This window comes from Thiothrix winogradskyi (assembly GCF_021650935.1).
GTDB classification, from domain to species: domain Bacteria; phylum Pseudomonadota; class Gammaproteobacteria; order Thiotrichales; family Thiotrichaceae; genus Thiothrix; species Thiothrix winogradskyi.
Genome location: NZ_CP091244.1, coordinates 2,750,832 through 2,766,500 on the forward strand (window position 1 = coordinate 2,750,832; position 15,669 = coordinate 2,766,500).

At 51.9% G+C, this 15,669-nt stretch carries 16 protein-coding genes and 1 pseudogene; 6 read left to right on the forward strand and 11 right to left on the reverse strand.

The genetic code is table 11. The features are described 5' to 3' along the window. Positions 1-109 precede the first annotated feature (109 nt). Both L2Y54_RS13920 and L2Y54_RS13925 read left to right on the forward strand, forming a co-directional pair. On the forward strand, positions 110-331 hold the full coding sequence (locus tag L2Y54_RS13920; RefSeq protein ID WP_236496876.1) for an AbrB/MazE/SpoVT family DNA-binding domain-containing protein: 222 nt from the start codon (positions 110-112) through the stop codon (positions 329-331). After that, positions 331-750, forward strand: a complete 420-nt coding sequence (locus L2Y54_RS13925; RefSeq protein WP_236496877.1) for a type II toxin-antitoxin system VapC family toxin — start codon at positions 331-333, stop codon at positions 748-750. The genes L2Y54_RS13920 and L2Y54_RS13925 overlap by 1 nt, the downstream gene beginning before the upstream one ends. 185 nt (positions 751-935) lie before the next feature. Here the strand turns inward: L2Y54_RS13925 and L2Y54_RS13930 are convergent, their stop codons facing one another. After that, on the reverse strand, positions 936-1,151 hold the full coding sequence (locus tag L2Y54_RS13930) for a hypothetical protein (RefSeq protein WP_236496349.1): 216 nt from the start codon (positions 1,149-1,151) through the stop codon (positions 936-938). Beyond that, positions 1,142-1,309, reverse strand: a pseudogene (locus L2Y54_RS21910) (ISNCY-like element ISAtsp9 family transposase); the annotation flags it as partial. The gene L2Y54_RS13930 and the pseudogene L2Y54_RS21910, both read right to left, overlap by 10 nt. A 1,181-nt stretch (positions 1,310-2,490) precedes the next feature. On the opposite strand from L2Y54_RS21910, the gene L2Y54_RS13940 reads away from it, so the two are divergent. Continuing rightward, positions 2,491-2,778 (forward strand): hypothetical protein, encoded by a 288-nt coding sequence (locus L2Y54_RS13940; RefSeq protein ID WP_236496880.1) that lies wholly within the window; start codon positions 2,491-2,493, stop codon positions 2,776-2,778. A gap of 55 nt (positions 2,779-2,833) precedes the next feature. On the opposite strand, the gene L2Y54_RS13945 is transcribed toward L2Y54_RS13940, so the two are convergent. The 3 genes from L2Y54_RS13945 to L2Y54_RS13955 are packed head-to-tail and all read right to left on the reverse strand — an operon-like array spanning position 2,834 to position 7,325. Further along, entirely contained in the window at positions 2,834-4,087 is a 1,254-nt protein-coding gene (locus L2Y54_RS13945) for a replication-associated recombination protein A (RefSeq protein WP_236496882.1), read from the reverse strand. Positions 4,088-4,104: 17 nt separating this feature from the next. After that, positions 4,105-4,743: an outer membrane lipoprotein periplasmic chaperone LolA gene (gene lolA / locus L2Y54_RS13950; RefSeq protein WP_236496883.1), complete on the reverse strand. Its 639-nt coding sequence runs from the start codon at positions 4,741-4,743 to the stop codon at positions 4,105-4,107. A gap of 14 nt (positions 4,744-4,757) precedes the next feature. Continuing rightward, complete coding sequence (locus L2Y54_RS13955; RefSeq protein WP_236496885.1) at positions 4,758-7,325, reverse strand: FtsK/SpoIIIE family DNA translocase; 2,568 nt, start codon at positions 7,323-7,325, stop codon at positions 4,758-4,760. Between the two features lie 117 nt (positions 7,326-7,442). Here L2Y54_RS13955 and trxB point away from each other — a divergent pair, with 117 nt between their 5' ends. Genes trxB through L2Y54_RS13970 form a run of 3 tightly spaced genes read left to right on the forward strand, consistent with a single transcriptional unit; the run spans position 7,443 to position 9,850 of the window. Continuing rightward, positions 7,443-8,405: a thioredoxin-disulfide reductase gene (trxB, locus tag L2Y54_RS13960; protein WP_236496887.1), complete on the forward strand. Its 963-nt coding sequence runs from the start codon at positions 7,443-7,445 to the stop codon at positions 8,403-8,405. Between the two features lie 9 nt (positions 8,406-8,414). Further along, positions 8,415-9,170: a leucyl/phenylalanyl-tRNA--protein transferase gene (gene aat / locus L2Y54_RS13965; protein WP_236496888.1), complete on the forward strand. Its 756-nt coding sequence runs from the start codon at positions 8,415-8,417 to the stop codon at positions 9,168-9,170. 23 nt (positions 9,171-9,193) lie between these two features. Continuing rightward, positions 9,194-9,850 carry a YceH family protein gene (locus L2Y54_RS13970; RefSeq protein ID WP_236496890.1) on the forward strand — a complete coding sequence of 219 codons (657 nt, stop codon included), beginning with the start codon at positions 9,194-9,196 and terminating at the stop codon, positions 9,848-9,850. A 163-nt stretch (positions 9,851-10,013) separates the two neighbouring features. Here the strand turns inward: L2Y54_RS13970 and L2Y54_RS13975 are convergent, their stop codons facing one another. From L2Y54_RS13975 to bioC, 6 genes are read right to left on the reverse strand one after another with little or no spacing between them, the layout of a single operon-like run. Continuing rightward, positions 10,014-10,463 carry a hypothetical protein gene (locus tag L2Y54_RS13975; protein WP_236496891.1) on the reverse strand — a complete coding sequence of 150 codons (450 nt, stop codon included), beginning with the start codon at positions 10,461-10,463 and terminating at the stop codon, positions 10,014-10,016. A 37-nt stretch (positions 10,464-10,500) separates the two neighbouring features. Continuing rightward, positions 10,501-13,176: an aminopeptidase N gene (gene pepN / locus L2Y54_RS13980; protein ID WP_236496893.1), complete on the reverse strand. Its 2,676-nt coding sequence runs from the start codon at positions 13,174-13,176 to the stop codon at positions 10,501-10,503. Beyond that, positions 13,173-14,045 (reverse strand): NUDIX hydrolase, encoded by an 873-nt coding sequence (locus L2Y54_RS13985; protein WP_236496895.1) that lies wholly within the window; start codon positions 14,043-14,045, stop codon positions 13,173-13,175. Before L2Y54_RS13985 ends, pepN begins: the two co-directional genes overlap by 4 nt. Continuing rightward, entirely contained in the window at positions 14,032-14,481 is a 450-nt protein-coding gene (locus L2Y54_RS13990) for a hypothetical protein (RefSeq protein ID WP_236496896.1), read from the reverse strand. Before L2Y54_RS13990 ends, L2Y54_RS13985 begins: the two co-directional genes overlap by 14 nt. Before the next feature lie 57 nt (positions 14,482-14,538). Continuing rightward, positions 14,539-14,781: a CDGSH iron-sulfur domain-containing protein gene (locus tag L2Y54_RS13995; protein WP_236496898.1), complete on the reverse strand. Its 243-nt coding sequence runs from the start codon at positions 14,779-14,781 to the stop codon at positions 14,539-14,541. Continuing rightward, positions 14,778-15,647, reverse strand: a complete 870-nt coding sequence (gene bioC, locus L2Y54_RS14000; protein ID WP_236496900.1) for a malonyl-ACP O-methyltransferase BioC — start codon at positions 15,645-15,647, stop codon at positions 14,778-14,780. Before bioC ends, L2Y54_RS13995 begins: the two co-directional genes overlap by 4 nt. Positions 15,648-15,669: the final 22 nt, after the last annotated feature.

A 15,669-nucleotide genomic window follows, 5' to 3' on the forward strand; every position in this document is an offset into this window, starting at 1 on the left:
ACCACGTTGATACGCTGGACAGATCAAAAACAATACCAGATACATAGTTGTGTGTTACTCCCACAAGTAATACCATTAAGGTCTTACCTGCATAAAGAGAGTATGTACCATGAGAGTAACCATCAAAGGACAAGTCACTATTCCTAGAAATATCAGAGAGATACTAGGGATTTCTCCTGAAACTGAAATCGACTTCAGAGAAGAAAATGGACGATTCTACATAGTCAGAGTTGATGCACCCACAATCACAAGAAAATTTCACAAATTTAGAGGTATAGCGACGGCTAAAATGTCGACAGATCAGATCATGGGTCTTACAAGGGAGTCATAATGAACGGTGTTTTTGTAGACTCATGCGTATTGCTTGATTTGTTTACAAATGATCCTAATTGGGCGGATTGGTCAGAGAATGTTCTTGAGAAGTACAGCAAGACAAATACGTTATATATCAACTCAATTGTTTACACAGAAGTCTCGATTGGATTTGATAAAATTGAAGAGGTAGAGGCGGCTATATCCGAGCTTGGTATCAAAGTATTAGAAATTCCGAGAGAAGCGTTGTTTTTGACTGGAAAAGTATTCCTACAATACAGAAGAAATAAAGGCACAAAAAAATCACCTCTGCCGGATTTCTTCATTGGCGCACACGCGACTGTCTCTCAATTTGAATTAATAACCAGAGACCCCGCTAAATATAATACTTACTATCCGCAACTAAAACTCATTGACCCAAAAAGTGAAGATCACTAATTCAATAACCAACCAGCAATTCCCGCTATCCATCGGTAATCAGAGCTTCGCAGACCTGCGAGGGCTTTGATTTTTACGGGCACAACCATACCCTCCAAGCCCTGAAAGCCTGCCCGAATACCGCCTGACTTTTGCATAACCCAACACCCTGTTGGAAAACCCCAGCGTACCCTCAAGCCTGATTTTCATCCGCTGCGAATGCCTTTGGGTGTCAGGTCAGCATGTTCATAACCCCAAATGATGGCAGCATAGAAGGACTCCCAATCGCTAATCAGATGCTCACGGAACATCCCACGCATCTTCTCCCACAATGCGGTACGGCTCTGTAAGCGGGTGCGGGCGGCTTGGAAGTACTGGCAGCAAGCTTCCTGAATCTGGTCGATCAGGAAGGCCAACATCATCAGGGTGGCGAACACAGTGGAAAGATGTTGCTTGCCATGACCGTAATTATGTTCGAGGTTGTAACCGAGGTTTTTAAGGGTGTTAAAGGTTTCGTTCTCCACCTTCCAGCGGGAACGGCTGCGCGTACCACATCCGCCACGTTGTCGGCGGTGAGGGGGATGTCAGTCACGCAGTCATAGATAAAGGTTGTACCGTCGGGGCGTTCCTCCCAATAGTCGATGTAGTTGACCCGCACGTCTTGGTTGGCATGGTTGAGCGGGATGTCGTTGGCATAACGGTAGCCACACCGTAACTTTTTGCTCGTCGTGCCTGCCAATTCTTGGGTACTGCCATTGGCTAACCCGTCCAATACCGTCTTCAGTAATAGGCTGCCACTACGGGCTTTGGCGGTAATGATAAAGCTGTAACCGTTTGACTTCAGAAGACGGATGTGCGGTGCATTGCAGGAAAGGGCATCTTGCAGCAGGATCATCTCCATGCGCGGGAAGTCTTGGCGCAACTGGGGGATGAGCCGTTTAGAGGCATTGTGTTCGCAATCATTTTTCTTGCTGCCATCCTGCTTGGTGATGGCCTCTGGGAAAAAGGGTAATACGGTATTCTTGTCAGGGTGAACCAGCACTGCCGCCAGCATCTGGTGGTAATACTCCTCACGTCCGTCCTTGTGTGTCTTAATGCAACAATCCGGGCAAGAGATAGCCCCAGAGCTAAAAATACCTGTTCCATCAATACTGACTAAATACTTTCCTAGAAAACGGTAGCCTTCCAGTATGCCTTGCCGTTGCAGTTCCTGATGGATGGCGCGGAACACCGGGCGCAGACGCTGCGGTTTTACCCCGTCCAATACCGTGCGCATTTGGCTGTCACAGGGAGCATCGGGGATGCCAAACAGGGTTTTCAGGTTGTGCCGTCGTGCCTTGTCCCCGCGCTGTTTGTCAAACTGCAACAGTGAGCCGTCTTTCAACGAAAATAGGGCAAGCCCTGACATCAGCACGTCAACCAAGGGATAGTCGGGTTTGGTTTTGCGGTGGTCAGTGACTTCACTGAAACAGCCGCGCACACGTTCCAGCAATCCGGGGACTGAGAGGGTCTTGCGTAGCTTCAGGCTACCAACAAGAGGCAGGGGAGGTGGTTTTGCAGGCATTTCGTTGCACAGTGACTCGTTTTACAAGACCATGATTATACAGTCATTTTAAGATCGGCGGGAATTGCTGATAACCAACAAGATATCCATTGACGAATACGCATACTTAGTACCATACATCGAGAATGATGAAGAAATATTTTTAAAGACCATCATCCCAAGTAGGAAGGCAACTAAACATTACCTTGGAGATAAAAATGAAAGAATATAAATTAGATACAGAAGAACAAGACATCTTGGATGCCTTTGATGCTAATGAATTTCAGTCAGATATATCACCATCCCGCCGGGATTTCATTAAAAAATCTGCACTCCAAGCATCAAAGAAAGACAAAATAATAAACATAAGAATATCAAGTCGCGATCTTGTCGTTCTTCAGCGGAGGGCTTTAGCAGAGGGTATGCCCTACCAAACGCTTTTATCAAGCATCTTACATAAATATGCTTCGGGTACTCTTCAAGATATTATTGCAGCAAATAAATAGCCAAGCCCCCACACCACCCTGCGTGCGGCTCCGCACAGGGCGGTTCATCGACACCTCAACCCCGCAACGCTGCCAACTTATCACGAATCTTAATCTCCAGCCCCCGTTCAACCGGCTCGTAATAACGCCGCCCTTGCAACGCATCCGGGAAATAGTTTTCCCCCGCCGCATACGCATTCTGCTCATCATGGGCATAGCGGTAATCTTTGCCATAATCCAGCGCCTTCATCAGCTTGGTCGGCGCATTACGCAAATGCAACGGCACATCCAACGAACCCGACTGTTGCGCATCCGCCCGCGCCAGTTTGTAAGCCGTGTACACCGCATTGCTTTTCGGCGCACACGCCAAATACACCACCGCTTGCGCAATCATCAACTCCCCTTCCGGGCTGCCCAAACGCTCGTAAGCATCCCACGCATTCAATGCCAACTGCAAACTGCGCGGGTCGGCATTGCCAATATCCTCACTCGCCATACGCACCACCCGCCGCGCAATGTACAAAGGGTCACAACCGCCATCCAACATCCGGCACAGCCAATACAACGCCGCATCCGGGTCAGTGCCACGCACCGACTTGTGCAAGGCTGAAATCTGCTCGTAAAACAAATCACCGCCCTTATCGAAACGCCGCAACGATTCCGCCACCACTTCCTGCACCGTGGCAGCCGTAATCCGCGCTCCCTCCGGCGTGTCTTCCGCCAAATCCGCCGCAATTTCCAACCAATTCAACGCCCGTCGTGCATCGCCATCGGCTGCGGCGGCTAATGCCTCCAACACCCCCTCACTGGCTTGCACGTGCAGCGCCCCCAAACCTTTGTCACTGTCCTGCAAGGCACGTTGCAACACCCGCTGAATATCATCCGGCAACAGGGAACGCAACACGTAGGTACGCACCCGTGACAGCAACGCATTATTCAGTTCAAAAGAAGGGTTTTCCGTGGTTGCACCAATAAACAACAAAGTGCCATCTTCAATATGCGGCAAAAACGCATCTTGCTGCGCCTTATTGAAACGGTGAACTTCATCCACAAACAACACGGTGGCACGCCCGAATTGCACCCGGTTGTGCCGCGCCACCTCGACCGCCGCACGAATCTCTTTCACCCCCGCCAATACCGCCGACAAGGTGAGGAATTCTGCATTCCAATAATGGGTGATTAAGCGTGCTAAGGTGGTTTTGCCGGTTCCGGGTGGTCCCCAGAAGAGCATCGAGTGCGGGCGGGATTCTTCGATAGCTCGCCGCAGCGGTTTACCAACGGCAAGCAAGTGAAGCTGCCCAGCGTACTCATCGAGAGTCGCCGGGCGCATACGTTCAGCTAAGGGAATCAGGAAGCTTTCCCAATCACGTCAGCCCCTTTGGGTGGCGTGAAACTGAAACGGCTCTTGTCGATGTCAATATCAGTGCGCAAGCCTTGGAATTTAATGTAGGTTTGCTGCCCGAATTTGTCACCCAAGATCATTTCTTCCACGCCGGTAGCACTAATGCCCAAATCCATCGTGGTGAAATCAGAATCCTGCTTCTTCGGGGTCAGGCGGAACCATTCCAGCGTGCTGCCTTCGGCTTCCATTTCCTGCACATTGAATTGTTTGTCAACGGCTTGCTTTTGAGTCAGCATTCCGACCGGCGCAGAAGACAAGGCTTGCGTCATCGGCTTGACCGTAACTTGATCCAATTCCACGTCGTAAATCCACACGTTTTTGCCATCAGCCACGATTTCGTGCTTGTCCGGTGCGGCGTATTCCCAACGGAATTTACCGGGGCGTGACAGGAATACATTACCACTGGATGACTGGCGTACTGCCCCTTTTTCATCAATCACTTGCTGGGTAAAAGCCGATTGCATCGTGTTGATTTTCGTAAAAAACTCATCGAGCTTTGCGCGACCGTCAGCCCATGCACTGCTGCTCATCAAGCCCGTCGCCAACAGTACTGCCAGGGTTTTAGTAAACGTTGTTTTCATCATTAACCTCATGTTATTCAATCTTTTGGCGGTGCGGCAACCAACACATCGCGTGAGCCATTGCTCAACACCGGGCTGACCACACCTGCGCTTTCCATGTCTTCTATCATGCGTGCCGCCCGGTTATAACCCACCTTGAGGCGACGTTGCAGATAAGAAATCGACGCACGCCGGGATTCGATCACCACTGCCACTGCTTCATCATACAGCGGGTCGGATTCGCCCTCCCGTTCCGTCAGCGGCTCCAATCCCGGTACGGCATCAGACGCAGACGTGTTATCAGCTAAGACATCATCAATGTAATCTGGTTCCCCTTGCAGCTTGAGGTAGTTGGCAACATCTTCCACTTCGCGGTCAGTCACCAGTGCGCCGTGTACCCGTTGCGGCAAGGAAGTCCCCGGTGGCATGTACAACATATCGCCGTAACCCAGCAATTGTTCCGCGCCGCCCTGATCCAAAATCGTGCGCGAGTCGATCTTGGTGGACACTTGGAACGCAATCCGTGTGGGGATATTCGCCTTGATCAAACCAGTAATGACATCAACGGAAGGACGTTGCGTCGCCAAAATCAAATGGATACCGGATGCCCGCGCCTTCTGTGCCAGCCGCGCAATCAGCTCTTCGACTTTTTTGCCCACCACCATCATCATGTCGGCGAATTCGTCCACGATCACCACGATGTAAGGCAAGGTTTCTAAGGGTTGCGGGTGTCCGTCCACCGATTTCAGCGGGTCAAACAAGGGGTCGAGAATCACCTCACCTCTGGCGCGGGCATCAATAATCTTTTCGTTAAAACCGGCGATATTACGCACCTTGAGTTTCGACATCAGCAAATAACGCCGTTCCATTTCCGCCACGCACCAACGCAAGGCATTGGCAGCGTGTTTCATGTCCGTCACCACCGGGGCAAGCAAATGCGGAATGTCTTCGTAGCTGCTCAATTCCAGCATTTTCGGGTCGATCATAATCATGCGCACTTCAGCAGGCGTGGCTTTGTAGAGCAAGCTCATCAGCACGGCGTTGATGAATACCGATTTACCCGAACCTGTCGTCCCCGCGACCAGCAAATGCGGCATCCGCCCCAGATCGGCGACAATCGGGTGTCCCGCAATATCCTTGCCCAGTGCCAAGGTCAAGGGCGAAGGGTTTTTCTTGTAGACCGCTGAAGCCAGCATTTCGCTCATCGTCACCACGTCACGGCGGTCATTGGGAATTTCGATCCCAATCGTCGGTCGCCCCGGAATAACTTCCACCACGCGCACACTGGAAACGCACATATTTCGCGCCAAATCCGATGCCAAACCAGAAATTTTGGAGGCTTTGGTTCCCTCTGGCAGTTCCAGTTCAAACCGGGTAATCACCGGGCCCGGATCAGTGCTGACCACCTTCGGTAGTTTCTTGGTATCATCTTTAATACCGTAATGACCTAAGGCTTCGATTAGCTTGGTCGCCAGCTCATTCAGGCGTTCTTTGGGCTGCGTGACACGTTCGCGGGGTGGCGGATTCAACAAGGTCAGGCGCGGTAAAATCAAACTATGACCCTTACCTGCTTTCAGGGGGGGCAGACTTGCCGCCACATCACGAATCCCCCCCGCGTCGCCCGTTTTGGCTTTGGCTGGCGTTGTCTCAGATTCACTAACGACTGCGGCAGGTGCTGCAACAGACACATCAGCAGCAGCAGCGCTTTGCTTATCGCGGCCGAGATTGGAAAAGTCCGGCACATCCAAACGGGGTTCGTCACGGAAAGGCGCATGAATGTCGCTTAAATCAACACCATCCCCCAAATTGGGTTCGCCACGTTTCGGGGATAGTACATCACCGACACCGCCTACCGTGCGGTTCATCCAGCCACTGGCTTTATCCAATGCGCCAGAACCGCCTTGCAAATAGCCTTTGCTGCGGTTCATTACTTCGGAAAACCGCCCCAACACCCCGCCTTTATTCGCGGCAGCCGCGTCACCATCGGCTTTAGCCTGTTCCATGCCTTGCAACTTATCGAAGACTTGCAACATCCAGTCGCCGACTTTTTCAGTCACTTGCGCCCAGGAAATATCGGCCACGACCGTAATACTGCCCAGAAACAATGACAGCAGAAATAAAATTGACCCGAAAAAGCCTAAAAACGTGCCTGTAAACACTTTAGCGACTGCCTGCCCCAACATGCCACCACCGATGCCTTCAGGAGGAGCCAAAAACAACAAATGCGCCAAACCCGCCCCCGATAGCAACGCGAATAAAGCACCGGCACTGGTGATAATGTCGTTGATACCGCCCACAGGATTGTTCGGGTTTTTCATGTGCGGGCCGATACGGAATGCCGTCAAGCCCATGACCACCAATACCAGCGGCAAGGCATACGCCAAGTAGCCCAGCAAGCCCAGCAGGAAATCCGCCATCCACGCCCCTTTGCAACCGGCTAAATTGTCACACGGGCCAATACGGGTGTTATGATGGAACGGACCGGGGTCGAGCGGGCTGTACGATAACAACGCCAGCAAAATCACGGCGGCAATGCCCATGAAAATAATGACACTTGCCTGTTGTAGACCCAGACGCTTTTTTTGATTGAGAATAACCTTAGCCAAACCAATATCCCTGTTCGTTTGATTCCCTGATTATAGGGCCTGTTTTTCCGATTACTACTTTACCCGACACGGTATGTCACATAGGATTACCCGATTCGGAAAATGGAGAATTATATCATGAATACCGCAAAACACTGCCGTTTACTCATTCTTGGCTCAGGGCCTGCGGGCTACACCGCTGCCGTTTACGCCGCACGCGCCAACCTCAACCCTGTATTGATCACCGGCATGGCGCAAGGCGGGCAATTGATGACCACCACCGAAGTGGATAACTGGCCGGGCGATGATGCTGGCGTCATGGGACCACAACTCATGGAACGGATGCAAAAACACGCCGAACGTTTTGATACCGAAATCATTTTCGACCACATCAATAGTGTAGACCTGCAAAACCGTCCTTTCACGCTCAACGGTGATAATGGGCAATACACCTGTGATGCTTTGATTATAGCGACTGGCGCATCAGCCATGTACCTTGGTTTAGAATCCGAAGAAAAATTCAAAGGCAAAGGGGTATCCGCCTGCGCCACGTGTGACGGTTTCTTCTACCGCAATCAAAAAGTCGCGGTGATTGGCGGTGGCAATACGGCTGTGGAAGAAGCCCTTTACCTTGCGAATATCGCCTCCGAAGTCACGTTAGTACACCGCCGTGATGAATTGCGTTCCGAAAAAATTCTGCAAAAACACCTGTTTGAAAAGGCAGAGCAAGGCAAAGTCAAAATCTTATGGAATACCACACTCGATGAAGTGCTAGGCGACAAAACCGGTGTCACCGGAATGCGTGTCAAGGATGTAAAAAGCGGTGCAACCCAAGACATCGAGTTAATGGGGATTTTCGTTGCCATCGGTCACAAACCCAATACCGCCATTTTCGAGGGGCAACTGGAGATGCAAGGCGGCTACCTCAAAGTCAAAAGCGGTTCGGAAGGCAACGCCACCCAAACCAGTATCGAAGGGGTATTTGCAGCCGGTGATGTTATGGATCATGTTTACCGCCAAGCCATCACTTCAGCGGGTACAGGTTGCATGGCAGCCTTGGATGCGGAAAAATACCTAGATCATCTGGCGAAAACTCACTAAAGGAACGGCGTGCTACCACGATCACTCAGCCTCACCTTACTCAACCCCACTTGGTCGGAAGAACCCTTCCCGCCGGTGGAAATGGCGTGGGAAGAACCCAACGGCTTGCTGGCAGTCGGCGGCGATTTAAGCATTGCCCGCCTGAAAAATGCCTACCGTGCTGGGATCTTCCCCTGGTTTGGGCCGCGTGAACCGATCTACTGGTGGTCGCCTGACCCGCGCACCGTGCTATTCCCGCATAAGATCCGCATGACCCGCAGTTTGCGCAAATCGTTGCGTAACAAAGGTTATCGGATCAGCTTTGATACTTGCTTTTCCGACGTGGTGGAAGCTTGTGCTGCCCCGCGTGCTTACACCGCTGAGACTTGGATTACGCACGAAATGCACACTGCGTATTGCATGTTGCACGCGCATGACATTGCGCACTCGGTGGAAGTGTGGAACCCGGCGGGCGAGTTGGTTGGCGGTTTATACGGGGTCGCTACTGGCGGGGTATTCAGCGGCGAATCCATGTTCAGCCGCGAACCGGATACCTCCAAAATCGCCATGGTGGCACTGGCTTGGCATGTGCAGCATTGGGGCTTTGCGGTAATCGACTGCCAGATCGAAAACCCGCACTTAATGAGCATGGGTGCGGAAAATATTTCACGCCATGAGTATTTAAAAATCTTGCACGCCAACTTACACGTTCCACCACCGCGCTATTGGCTGGCCAATAACAACGTCGACTTATCGCGCTGGCAAACCGATACCGATAACCATTAATTCACTCCACAGGGCTATTCACCATGTTTGACGACGAACAACCCCGACCACCGTTTAGTGCCGAGGAACTGCGTATCCTTGGCAGCCTAATGGAAAAACAACTCACCACACCTGCCAGCTACCCGCTCACCTTTAACTCACTGACAGTGGCGTGCAACCAAAAAAGCAGCCGTGAACCCGTGATGAATTTGACCGAAGGCATGGTCGGGCATACCGCCAAAGTGCTGGTCGAAGGCGGCTGGACTAACATTCAATACAGCGAACGCGCCCAACGGGTAGAGCACAAAGTCGAACGCAAACTTAAGCTGAATCGCCAACAGCAAGCGGTGCTGTGCGTATTATTACTGCGCCGCCCGCAAACCTTGAACGAAATCAAAACCCGCACCGAACGCATGGCAGATTTTGCCAGCACCGATGAAATCCGCGAGATTTTGGAAGCGTGGATGGCACTCGATAAGCCCTTGGCAGTGCGTTTGCCTGCGGGTGGCGGACGGCGCGAAGACCGCTATTTCCACGCCCTTGGCACCGAAACGCTGGATGAATTGCACACCACCGAAGCCGCCAGCCCCGGCACTACCAGCCACCACAGCAGCCCCCGCCAAGACCATTACACGCAATTAGAAGCACGGGTGGCAGAATTAGAAAAACGCCTCGCCGTTTTAGAAGCACAATTGTACTAATACCCCACTCCCTCTAAAAGAACCTCACCCCAACCCCTCTCCTTGACAGGAGAGGGGCTAAGAATGCGAGTCTATCTCCCCCTCTCCTGTCAAGGAGAGGGGGCGGGGGGTGAGGTTCTTCATGAAGATTCAAATCTCGGCAAGACCGAGTATAGTGAACCGCTTATTTTTTCTCAGGTGCAGGCACAGCCGCTTCGCCCACTGCTGGCGTGGCTTCGATTTTCACTTTCTCGACTTCGCCATCACAATAGCTCCACTGTGCTTCCCAACGCGAGGGGAAACTCTTGTCGAGGAATTTAATCTCGTAACGCCCCCAATAACGGGTCATATTGCCGTAAATGCCGGGGCGTTCGGTGGTGCATTCCACTTTGGATTTGTTTTTTGCCCAATAACCGTCATACGTACCACGGTTTTGGTAAACCTTGGCTAAACCCAAAATGTATACCACACCCGGATCTTCCGCAGGGCCGTAAGCGAATACCGCAGTCGGCCCGATTTCATCCGCGTACACAATACGCCCAACGTTGCTGTTCCACACTTCGTCTGCCAGCGCATTACCACCCGTGGTGATCAGTGCCGCGACGCCCAGCGCTTTCAATACACTTACCTTCATTCCATGCCCTCTCTATGATTGATCAATCGTCGCCGCATCATACCAGACTCTTGCTCACGATTTCATACACATCGCCTGACAAACCGCTGTGTGCTTTAAGCTGTTCCAGTTGGGCTTTCATTGCGGCGCTGCGGGTCAGCTCGTACTGCCGCCAGTTCATGAGTGGGCGCACCATGCGTGAGGCGATTTGCGGGTTCATCGCATCCAATTCCAAGACACGCTCTTTGAGGAATGCGTAGCCACTGCCGTCTTGTGCATGGAAATGTAATGGGTTGCGCATGGCGAAACTGCCTACCAACGCACGGACTTTGTTGGGGTTGCGGATGTCGAACAGCGGATGTTGCATCAAGTTTTGCACTTGTTGCAGCGTATCGGGTAACGACGAAGTGGCTTGCAACCCAAACCATTTGTCCATCACCAACGAGTCGTGTTGCCAACGGTCATGGAAATGTTGTAACGCTTCTTCACGTTGCGGGCAGTCGATTTTGCTAAGCACTGCCAGTGCTGCCATTGCATCGGTCATATTGCCCGCGTTACGGTATTGCTGGAGGCAGGTGTCGTCGTAAATACCGTCATCCTGAATCCGCCCCAAATACGCCAAACAGACATTTTTCAAGCTGCGCCGCCCAATGCTCACTGCATCGGGGGAATAGTCGCCCTGCCCTTGCGCGTGCAAGTCGGCATACAGCGCATCCAGATCCAAACGCAAAGCCTTCGCCAAGGTCGCGTGGATGAATTCGCGCACGGTGTGAATCGCTTCGGGGTCAGAGGGACGTGCCACTTCTGCGATGTCCGCCTCAGAGGGTAGCGTCATGGCTTCGGCACGCAAGGCATGATCCAAGGTGTTATCGGTGAGAATCGCCTGATACGCGCTGATGAATTCGTGTTCTAACCCAAAAGCGGCTTGCTGTTGCTGCGCATCCAGTAAACTCAGAATGGTTTGCATCGCCAAGCGTTGCCCCGCATCCCAACGGTTAAAAGCATCGCTGTCATGCTTCATCAGAAACACCAACTCGGCGGTGGTGTACGGGTAGCTCAAGCGTACCGGAGCAGAAAAACCGCGCAACAACGAAGGCACGGGGCGCTCTGGTATATTGCTAAAAGTAAATGATTGCTCAGCTTCAGTGAAGCGCAACACTTGGCTCACTTCGACTTCGCTCAATGAGCGCTCATCATCCCGTTCCTCGTGTGAATCGCTGCTCCGTTCCCTGAGCGAAGCCGAAGGGAACAAAAACCCAACTTCCACCGGAATCAAAAACGGCAATTTCTCCGCCGCTTCCGGTGTCGCCGGACAAGACTGACGCAAGTGCAAGCTACACGTTTGCGCGGCAGCATCGTAATCCATCGTCACCGCCACCCGTGGCGTACCCGCCTGATCATACCAACGCTGGAACTGGCTCAAATCGACACCATTGGCATCCGCCATTGCCGCCAAAAAGTTTTCGGTCGCCACCGCTTGCCCGTCATGGCGCTGAAAATACAAATCCATGCCTTTGCGGAAACCGTCGCGCCCCAGCAAGGTCTGGTACATGCGCACCACTTCCGCACCTTTTTCATAAACGGTCACGGTGTAGAAGTTATTGATTTCCATGTAAGACGCGGGGCGAATCGGGTGTGCCATTGGGCTGGCATCTTCGGCAAACTGATTGGTACGCAATAAACGCACGTCTTCAATGCGTTTCACCGGGCGCGAATGCAAATCAGAGGTGAATTCCTGATCACGGAATACGGTCAAACCTTCCTTCAGCGACAATTGGAACCAATCGCGGCAAGTCACGCGGTTGCCCGTCCAGTTGTGAAAATATTCGTGTCCGATCACCGCTTCAATGCTGACGTAATCCATATCCGTCGCGGTGGCAGGGCTGGCAAACACCAACTTGGAGTTGAACACGTTCAAGCCCTTGTTTTCCATCGCGCCCATATTGAAATCATCGACCGCCACGATCATGTAAATGTCGAGGTCGTATTCCAGCCCAAAACGCTGTTCATCCCAGAGCATCGCCCGTTTCAGCGACTGCATGGCGTGGTCGCATTTGTCGATATTGTGCGCTTCGGTATAGATGCGCAAAGTCACATCGCGCCCAGAACCCGTGGTGTAATGGTCTTCCACATGCTGCAAATCGCCCGCCACCAGCGCGAATAAATACGCGGGTTTGTGAAACGGGTCTTCCCAACGCGCCCAATGCCGACCATCCGCCAACTCGCCGCTGCCGGTCAGATTACCGTTGGAAAGCAGCACTGGGTATTTCTGTTTATCCGCCAGAATCTGCGTGGTAAACACCGTCATTACATCCGGGCGGTCGGGGTAATAGGTAATTTTGCGAAAACCTTGCGCTTCGCATTGCGTGCAGAAATTACCGCTGGTTTGGTACAAGCCTTCCAACGAGGTGTTTTTCTGCGGGTAAATGCGCGTCACGATTTCCAGCGTACACAATGCCGACACATTGTAAATGCTCATGCCGGTATCCGTGACGTGATAATCACTGGCTTGCAGCGGCAAACCATTCAAGCGGATTTCTAGCAATTCCAACGCTTCGCCATAAAGTTCCAGCGGGATATTTGCCGCAACGCCTGCTTCACGGCGATAATTTGCCACACTGGTAACGCGGGTAGCTGTTTCGCCCAATTCAAAGACCAGTGACAACGCATCCACACGGTAGCTAGGTGCGGTATAGTCTTGTAAATAAACCGTTTTAGGTTGACCTTCTCTCATTTTTTTGTCTCTTTTGAATGACTAGCAGTGTATAACACATTGAGAATAGTAGCATATTCAGGATGTTGTGGTGAAATCATCCCCATGCGCAATAAAAGATCAATATTTACCAAATTGCAATTGTCTTTGAATTCTGTGGTGGTTTCCGTCAGCCGCGCAATTTCGGCTAGGGGCATCCGTTCAAACGCAATCACTTCACCATCGGTATTTTCCGGCACAAAATCTTCTGGCAACCACAAGTCATACACATAAATCGTGGAATTGTCCAAGCCGCGCCAACCTTCCTGCCGGTAGGGAATCGTGCCAATCGCTTGCGCTTGCCGAGCCAGTTCTGCGGGAATATTGGCTTCTTCTTGTGACTCTTTAATGACGTTTTCCAGCAAACCCAAGCCCACGGGTTGCCCGCCTGCGACTATTTGATCCAGCTTGCCCGGCCAGAAGGGTTTATCCAGTGAACGTGTGCCGACCCAAACCTCAATGCCCTGAGCGGTTTTCACCAAACCGTTGACGTGAATGCCGAACGTTTTCACCCCGAAAAAATTGGTTGCGGCACGTTCGATTTCCAACTCGGCATGACCGCCAAAATGGTGAGTGATCGGGTAGGCTTCGGCAACCCACGTATCAATCACGCCTTGTTGATGCAAGCTCCGCAACACTGGCGCAACGGCTTCGGTGCGCACGGCATAATCGGTCAATTCGGGATTAAGCACCACCTGCGTATCCGTGACACTGAAAATCTCCGACCAGTGCGCCAAGTGTTCCCCAAAGTCGGGTTGCACTTGCCCATACACCTTGTCGTCAATCAGCAGTTCACGGTAATGGGTCGATTCAAAATTATTGCAGGCACGAATGCGTTCAACGTAGCTCATGTTTGTGTATCAGTGGTTGTTGTTCGGCAAATTTGGTCATGCTGGTATTCAGCATCCAGCCTAACGAGAGTACAACCAGAATCGCCACCACAGCAAGAACTCGCCATAATCGACTCACCATGCAGGACAGTTTTTCGCATTTCTGCATATTGGCGTACATTTCGCGGTTAATGTAGCCCTGTGCTTGGTTGAAGCCGGTAAAGTCAATACTAAACGTATCACCTTCATGATACAGCAACAGCTCATCAACCAGCGGCGCTTCCCGCGCGTAGATTGAGCGTACCGATTCAATTAACCCCTGTTTATCCAAGGTGCTGATGCCGTTGACTCTACGCACCCGCTGATCACCGGCATCGCGTAATTGCCAAACCATTGAGCCTTTGCCGGGTGAAATTTCCGTGCAAACGAGAGATTGGATGGTATACGTTTTTTTCATTGTTATTCGCCAAATACACAGATAATTGGCGTGACTTTAGCATACCTCTATCCGGCATTAATCCAAATTACGATGCGTGGCATCACAGAATGGTGCTTTCTGGGTATGCTTGCACGCACATAACCCGTACTTCTTGCTTTCCGGCACGGTAAATTCCATTGGGGTAAAATCCGTCCCCTTGTGCGAGCCGTCGCAGAATGGCTGATTAGCCGAACGTCCGCAGGTACACCACCAATAGCTTTTGTCAGCTTCCAGCTCCACCACACACGGTTTTTTCTGCGCAATAACGGGGTCACTCATGACTTACTCCTCATAATCGGAATGAATTTTTCGGGTAGTTTGCTGGGCAACAACGTCGGTGCCCAAGCGTGACCATACACCACTTCGTAGGTGGCAGGATAAAGCCCATTTTCCTGACGAAAGTATTCGTAAGCCTGCAAAAAAGCCTGTAAATGTGCTTTGCCCGTCAAGCCGTGATTGCGCCCCTGAGTGGCATTGTTTGCGCCGATGCCTTTCAAGTCACGCAATAAACCGCGCACATCGGTGTAGGTCAGCGTGATGGTTTCCATATCCACCACCGGATCGCGAAAACCGGCCTGCAACAGCGCATCGCCCACGTCGTGCATATCCACAAATTGGCTGGCATGGGTGAAGCCATCCACCCTGCCCCAACTGGCGCGTAATTCTTTCAGGGTATCGGGGCCGAAGGTGGCAAACATCAGCAAACCGTTCGGTTTCAGCACTTGCACCCATTCGCCGAATACCGCTGGCAAGTCGTTGCACCATTGCAGCATGAGGTTGGAGAGCAACATATCCGCGCATTGCGGCTGGAATGGCAGGTGATTGGCATCGGCACACACGCCTTGTGGCTTGCGAAACCAACCGCCGCGTTGCCGGGTTTTTTGCACCATATTAACGGCGAGATCGACGCCGATAATGCGAGCTTTTTTGTAACGCTTGAGTAAATGTTCGCTGATTGCCCCCGTGCCGCAACCGAGGTCGAGGACGGTTTCCGGCTGCATTTTGATGAAATCCAAACGTTCCAACAGACGCTCACCGATTTCACGCTGCAACACCGCATTCGCGTCGTAAGTGTGCGCGGCGCGTTCAAAACCTTGGCGGGTTTTACGCTTATCCAGCAAATGGGGGTTCGTATCAGAGCGCATCCAGCAATGCCCCGCTATGTTC

Excerpts from the sequence above, each read along its gene's own strand:
- L2Y54_RS13945 (WP_236496882.1), bottom strand. The coding sequence starts at position 4,087 with ATGCGCCCGGCGACTCTCGATGAGTACGCTGGGCAGCTTCACTTGCTT.
- L2Y54_RS13985 (WP_236496895.1), bottom strand. The coding sequence starts at position 14,045 with ATGAGCTACGTTGAACGCATTCGTGCCTGCAATAATTTTGAATCGACC.
- L2Y54_RS13990 (WP_236496896.1), bottom strand. The coding sequence starts at position 14,481 with ATGAAAAAAACGTATACCATCCAATCTCTCGTTTGCACGGAAATTTCA.
- L2Y54_RS13940 (WP_236496880.1), top strand. The coding sequence starts at position 2,491 with ATGAAAGAATATAAATTAGATACAGAAGAACAAGACATCTTGGATGCC.
- L2Y54_RS13925 (WP_236496877.1), top strand. The coding sequence starts at position 331 with ATGAACGGTGTTTTTGTAGACTCATGCGTATTGCTTGATTTGTTTACA.
- L2Y54_RS13930 (WP_236496349.1), bottom strand. The coding sequence starts at position 1,151 with ATGATGTTGGCCTTCCTGATCGACCAGATTCAGGAAGCTTGCTGCCAG.
- L2Y54_RS13920 (WP_236496876.1), top strand. The coding sequence starts at position 110 with ATGAGAGTAACCATCAAAGGACAAGTCACTATTCCTAGAAATATCAGA.
- lolA (WP_236496883.1), bottom strand. The coding sequence starts at position 4,743 with ATGATGAAAACAACGTTTACTAAAACCCTGGCAGTACTGTTGGCGACG.
- L2Y54_RS13995 (WP_236496898.1), bottom strand. The coding sequence starts at position 14,781 with ATGAGTGACCCCGTTATTGCGCAGAAAAAACCGTGTGTGGTGGAGCTG.
- trxB (WP_236496887.1), top strand. The coding sequence starts at position 7,443 with ATGAATACCGCAAAACACTGCCGTTTACTCATTCTTGGCTCAGGGCCT.
- bioC (WP_236496900.1), bottom strand. The coding sequence starts at position 15,647 with ATGCGCTCTGATACGAACCCCCATTTGCTGGATAAGCGTAAAACCCGC.
- L2Y54_RS13975 (WP_236496891.1), bottom strand. The coding sequence starts at position 10,463 with ATGAAGGTAAGTGTATTGAAAGCGCTGGGCGTCGCGGCACTGATCACC.
- pepN (WP_236496893.1), bottom strand. The coding sequence starts at position 13,176 with ATGAGAGAAGGTCAACCTAAAACGGTTTATTTACAAGACTATACCGCA.
- L2Y54_RS13970 (WP_236496890.1), top strand. The coding sequence starts at position 9,194 with ATGTTTGACGACGAACAACCCCGACCACCGTTTAGTGCCGAGGAACTG.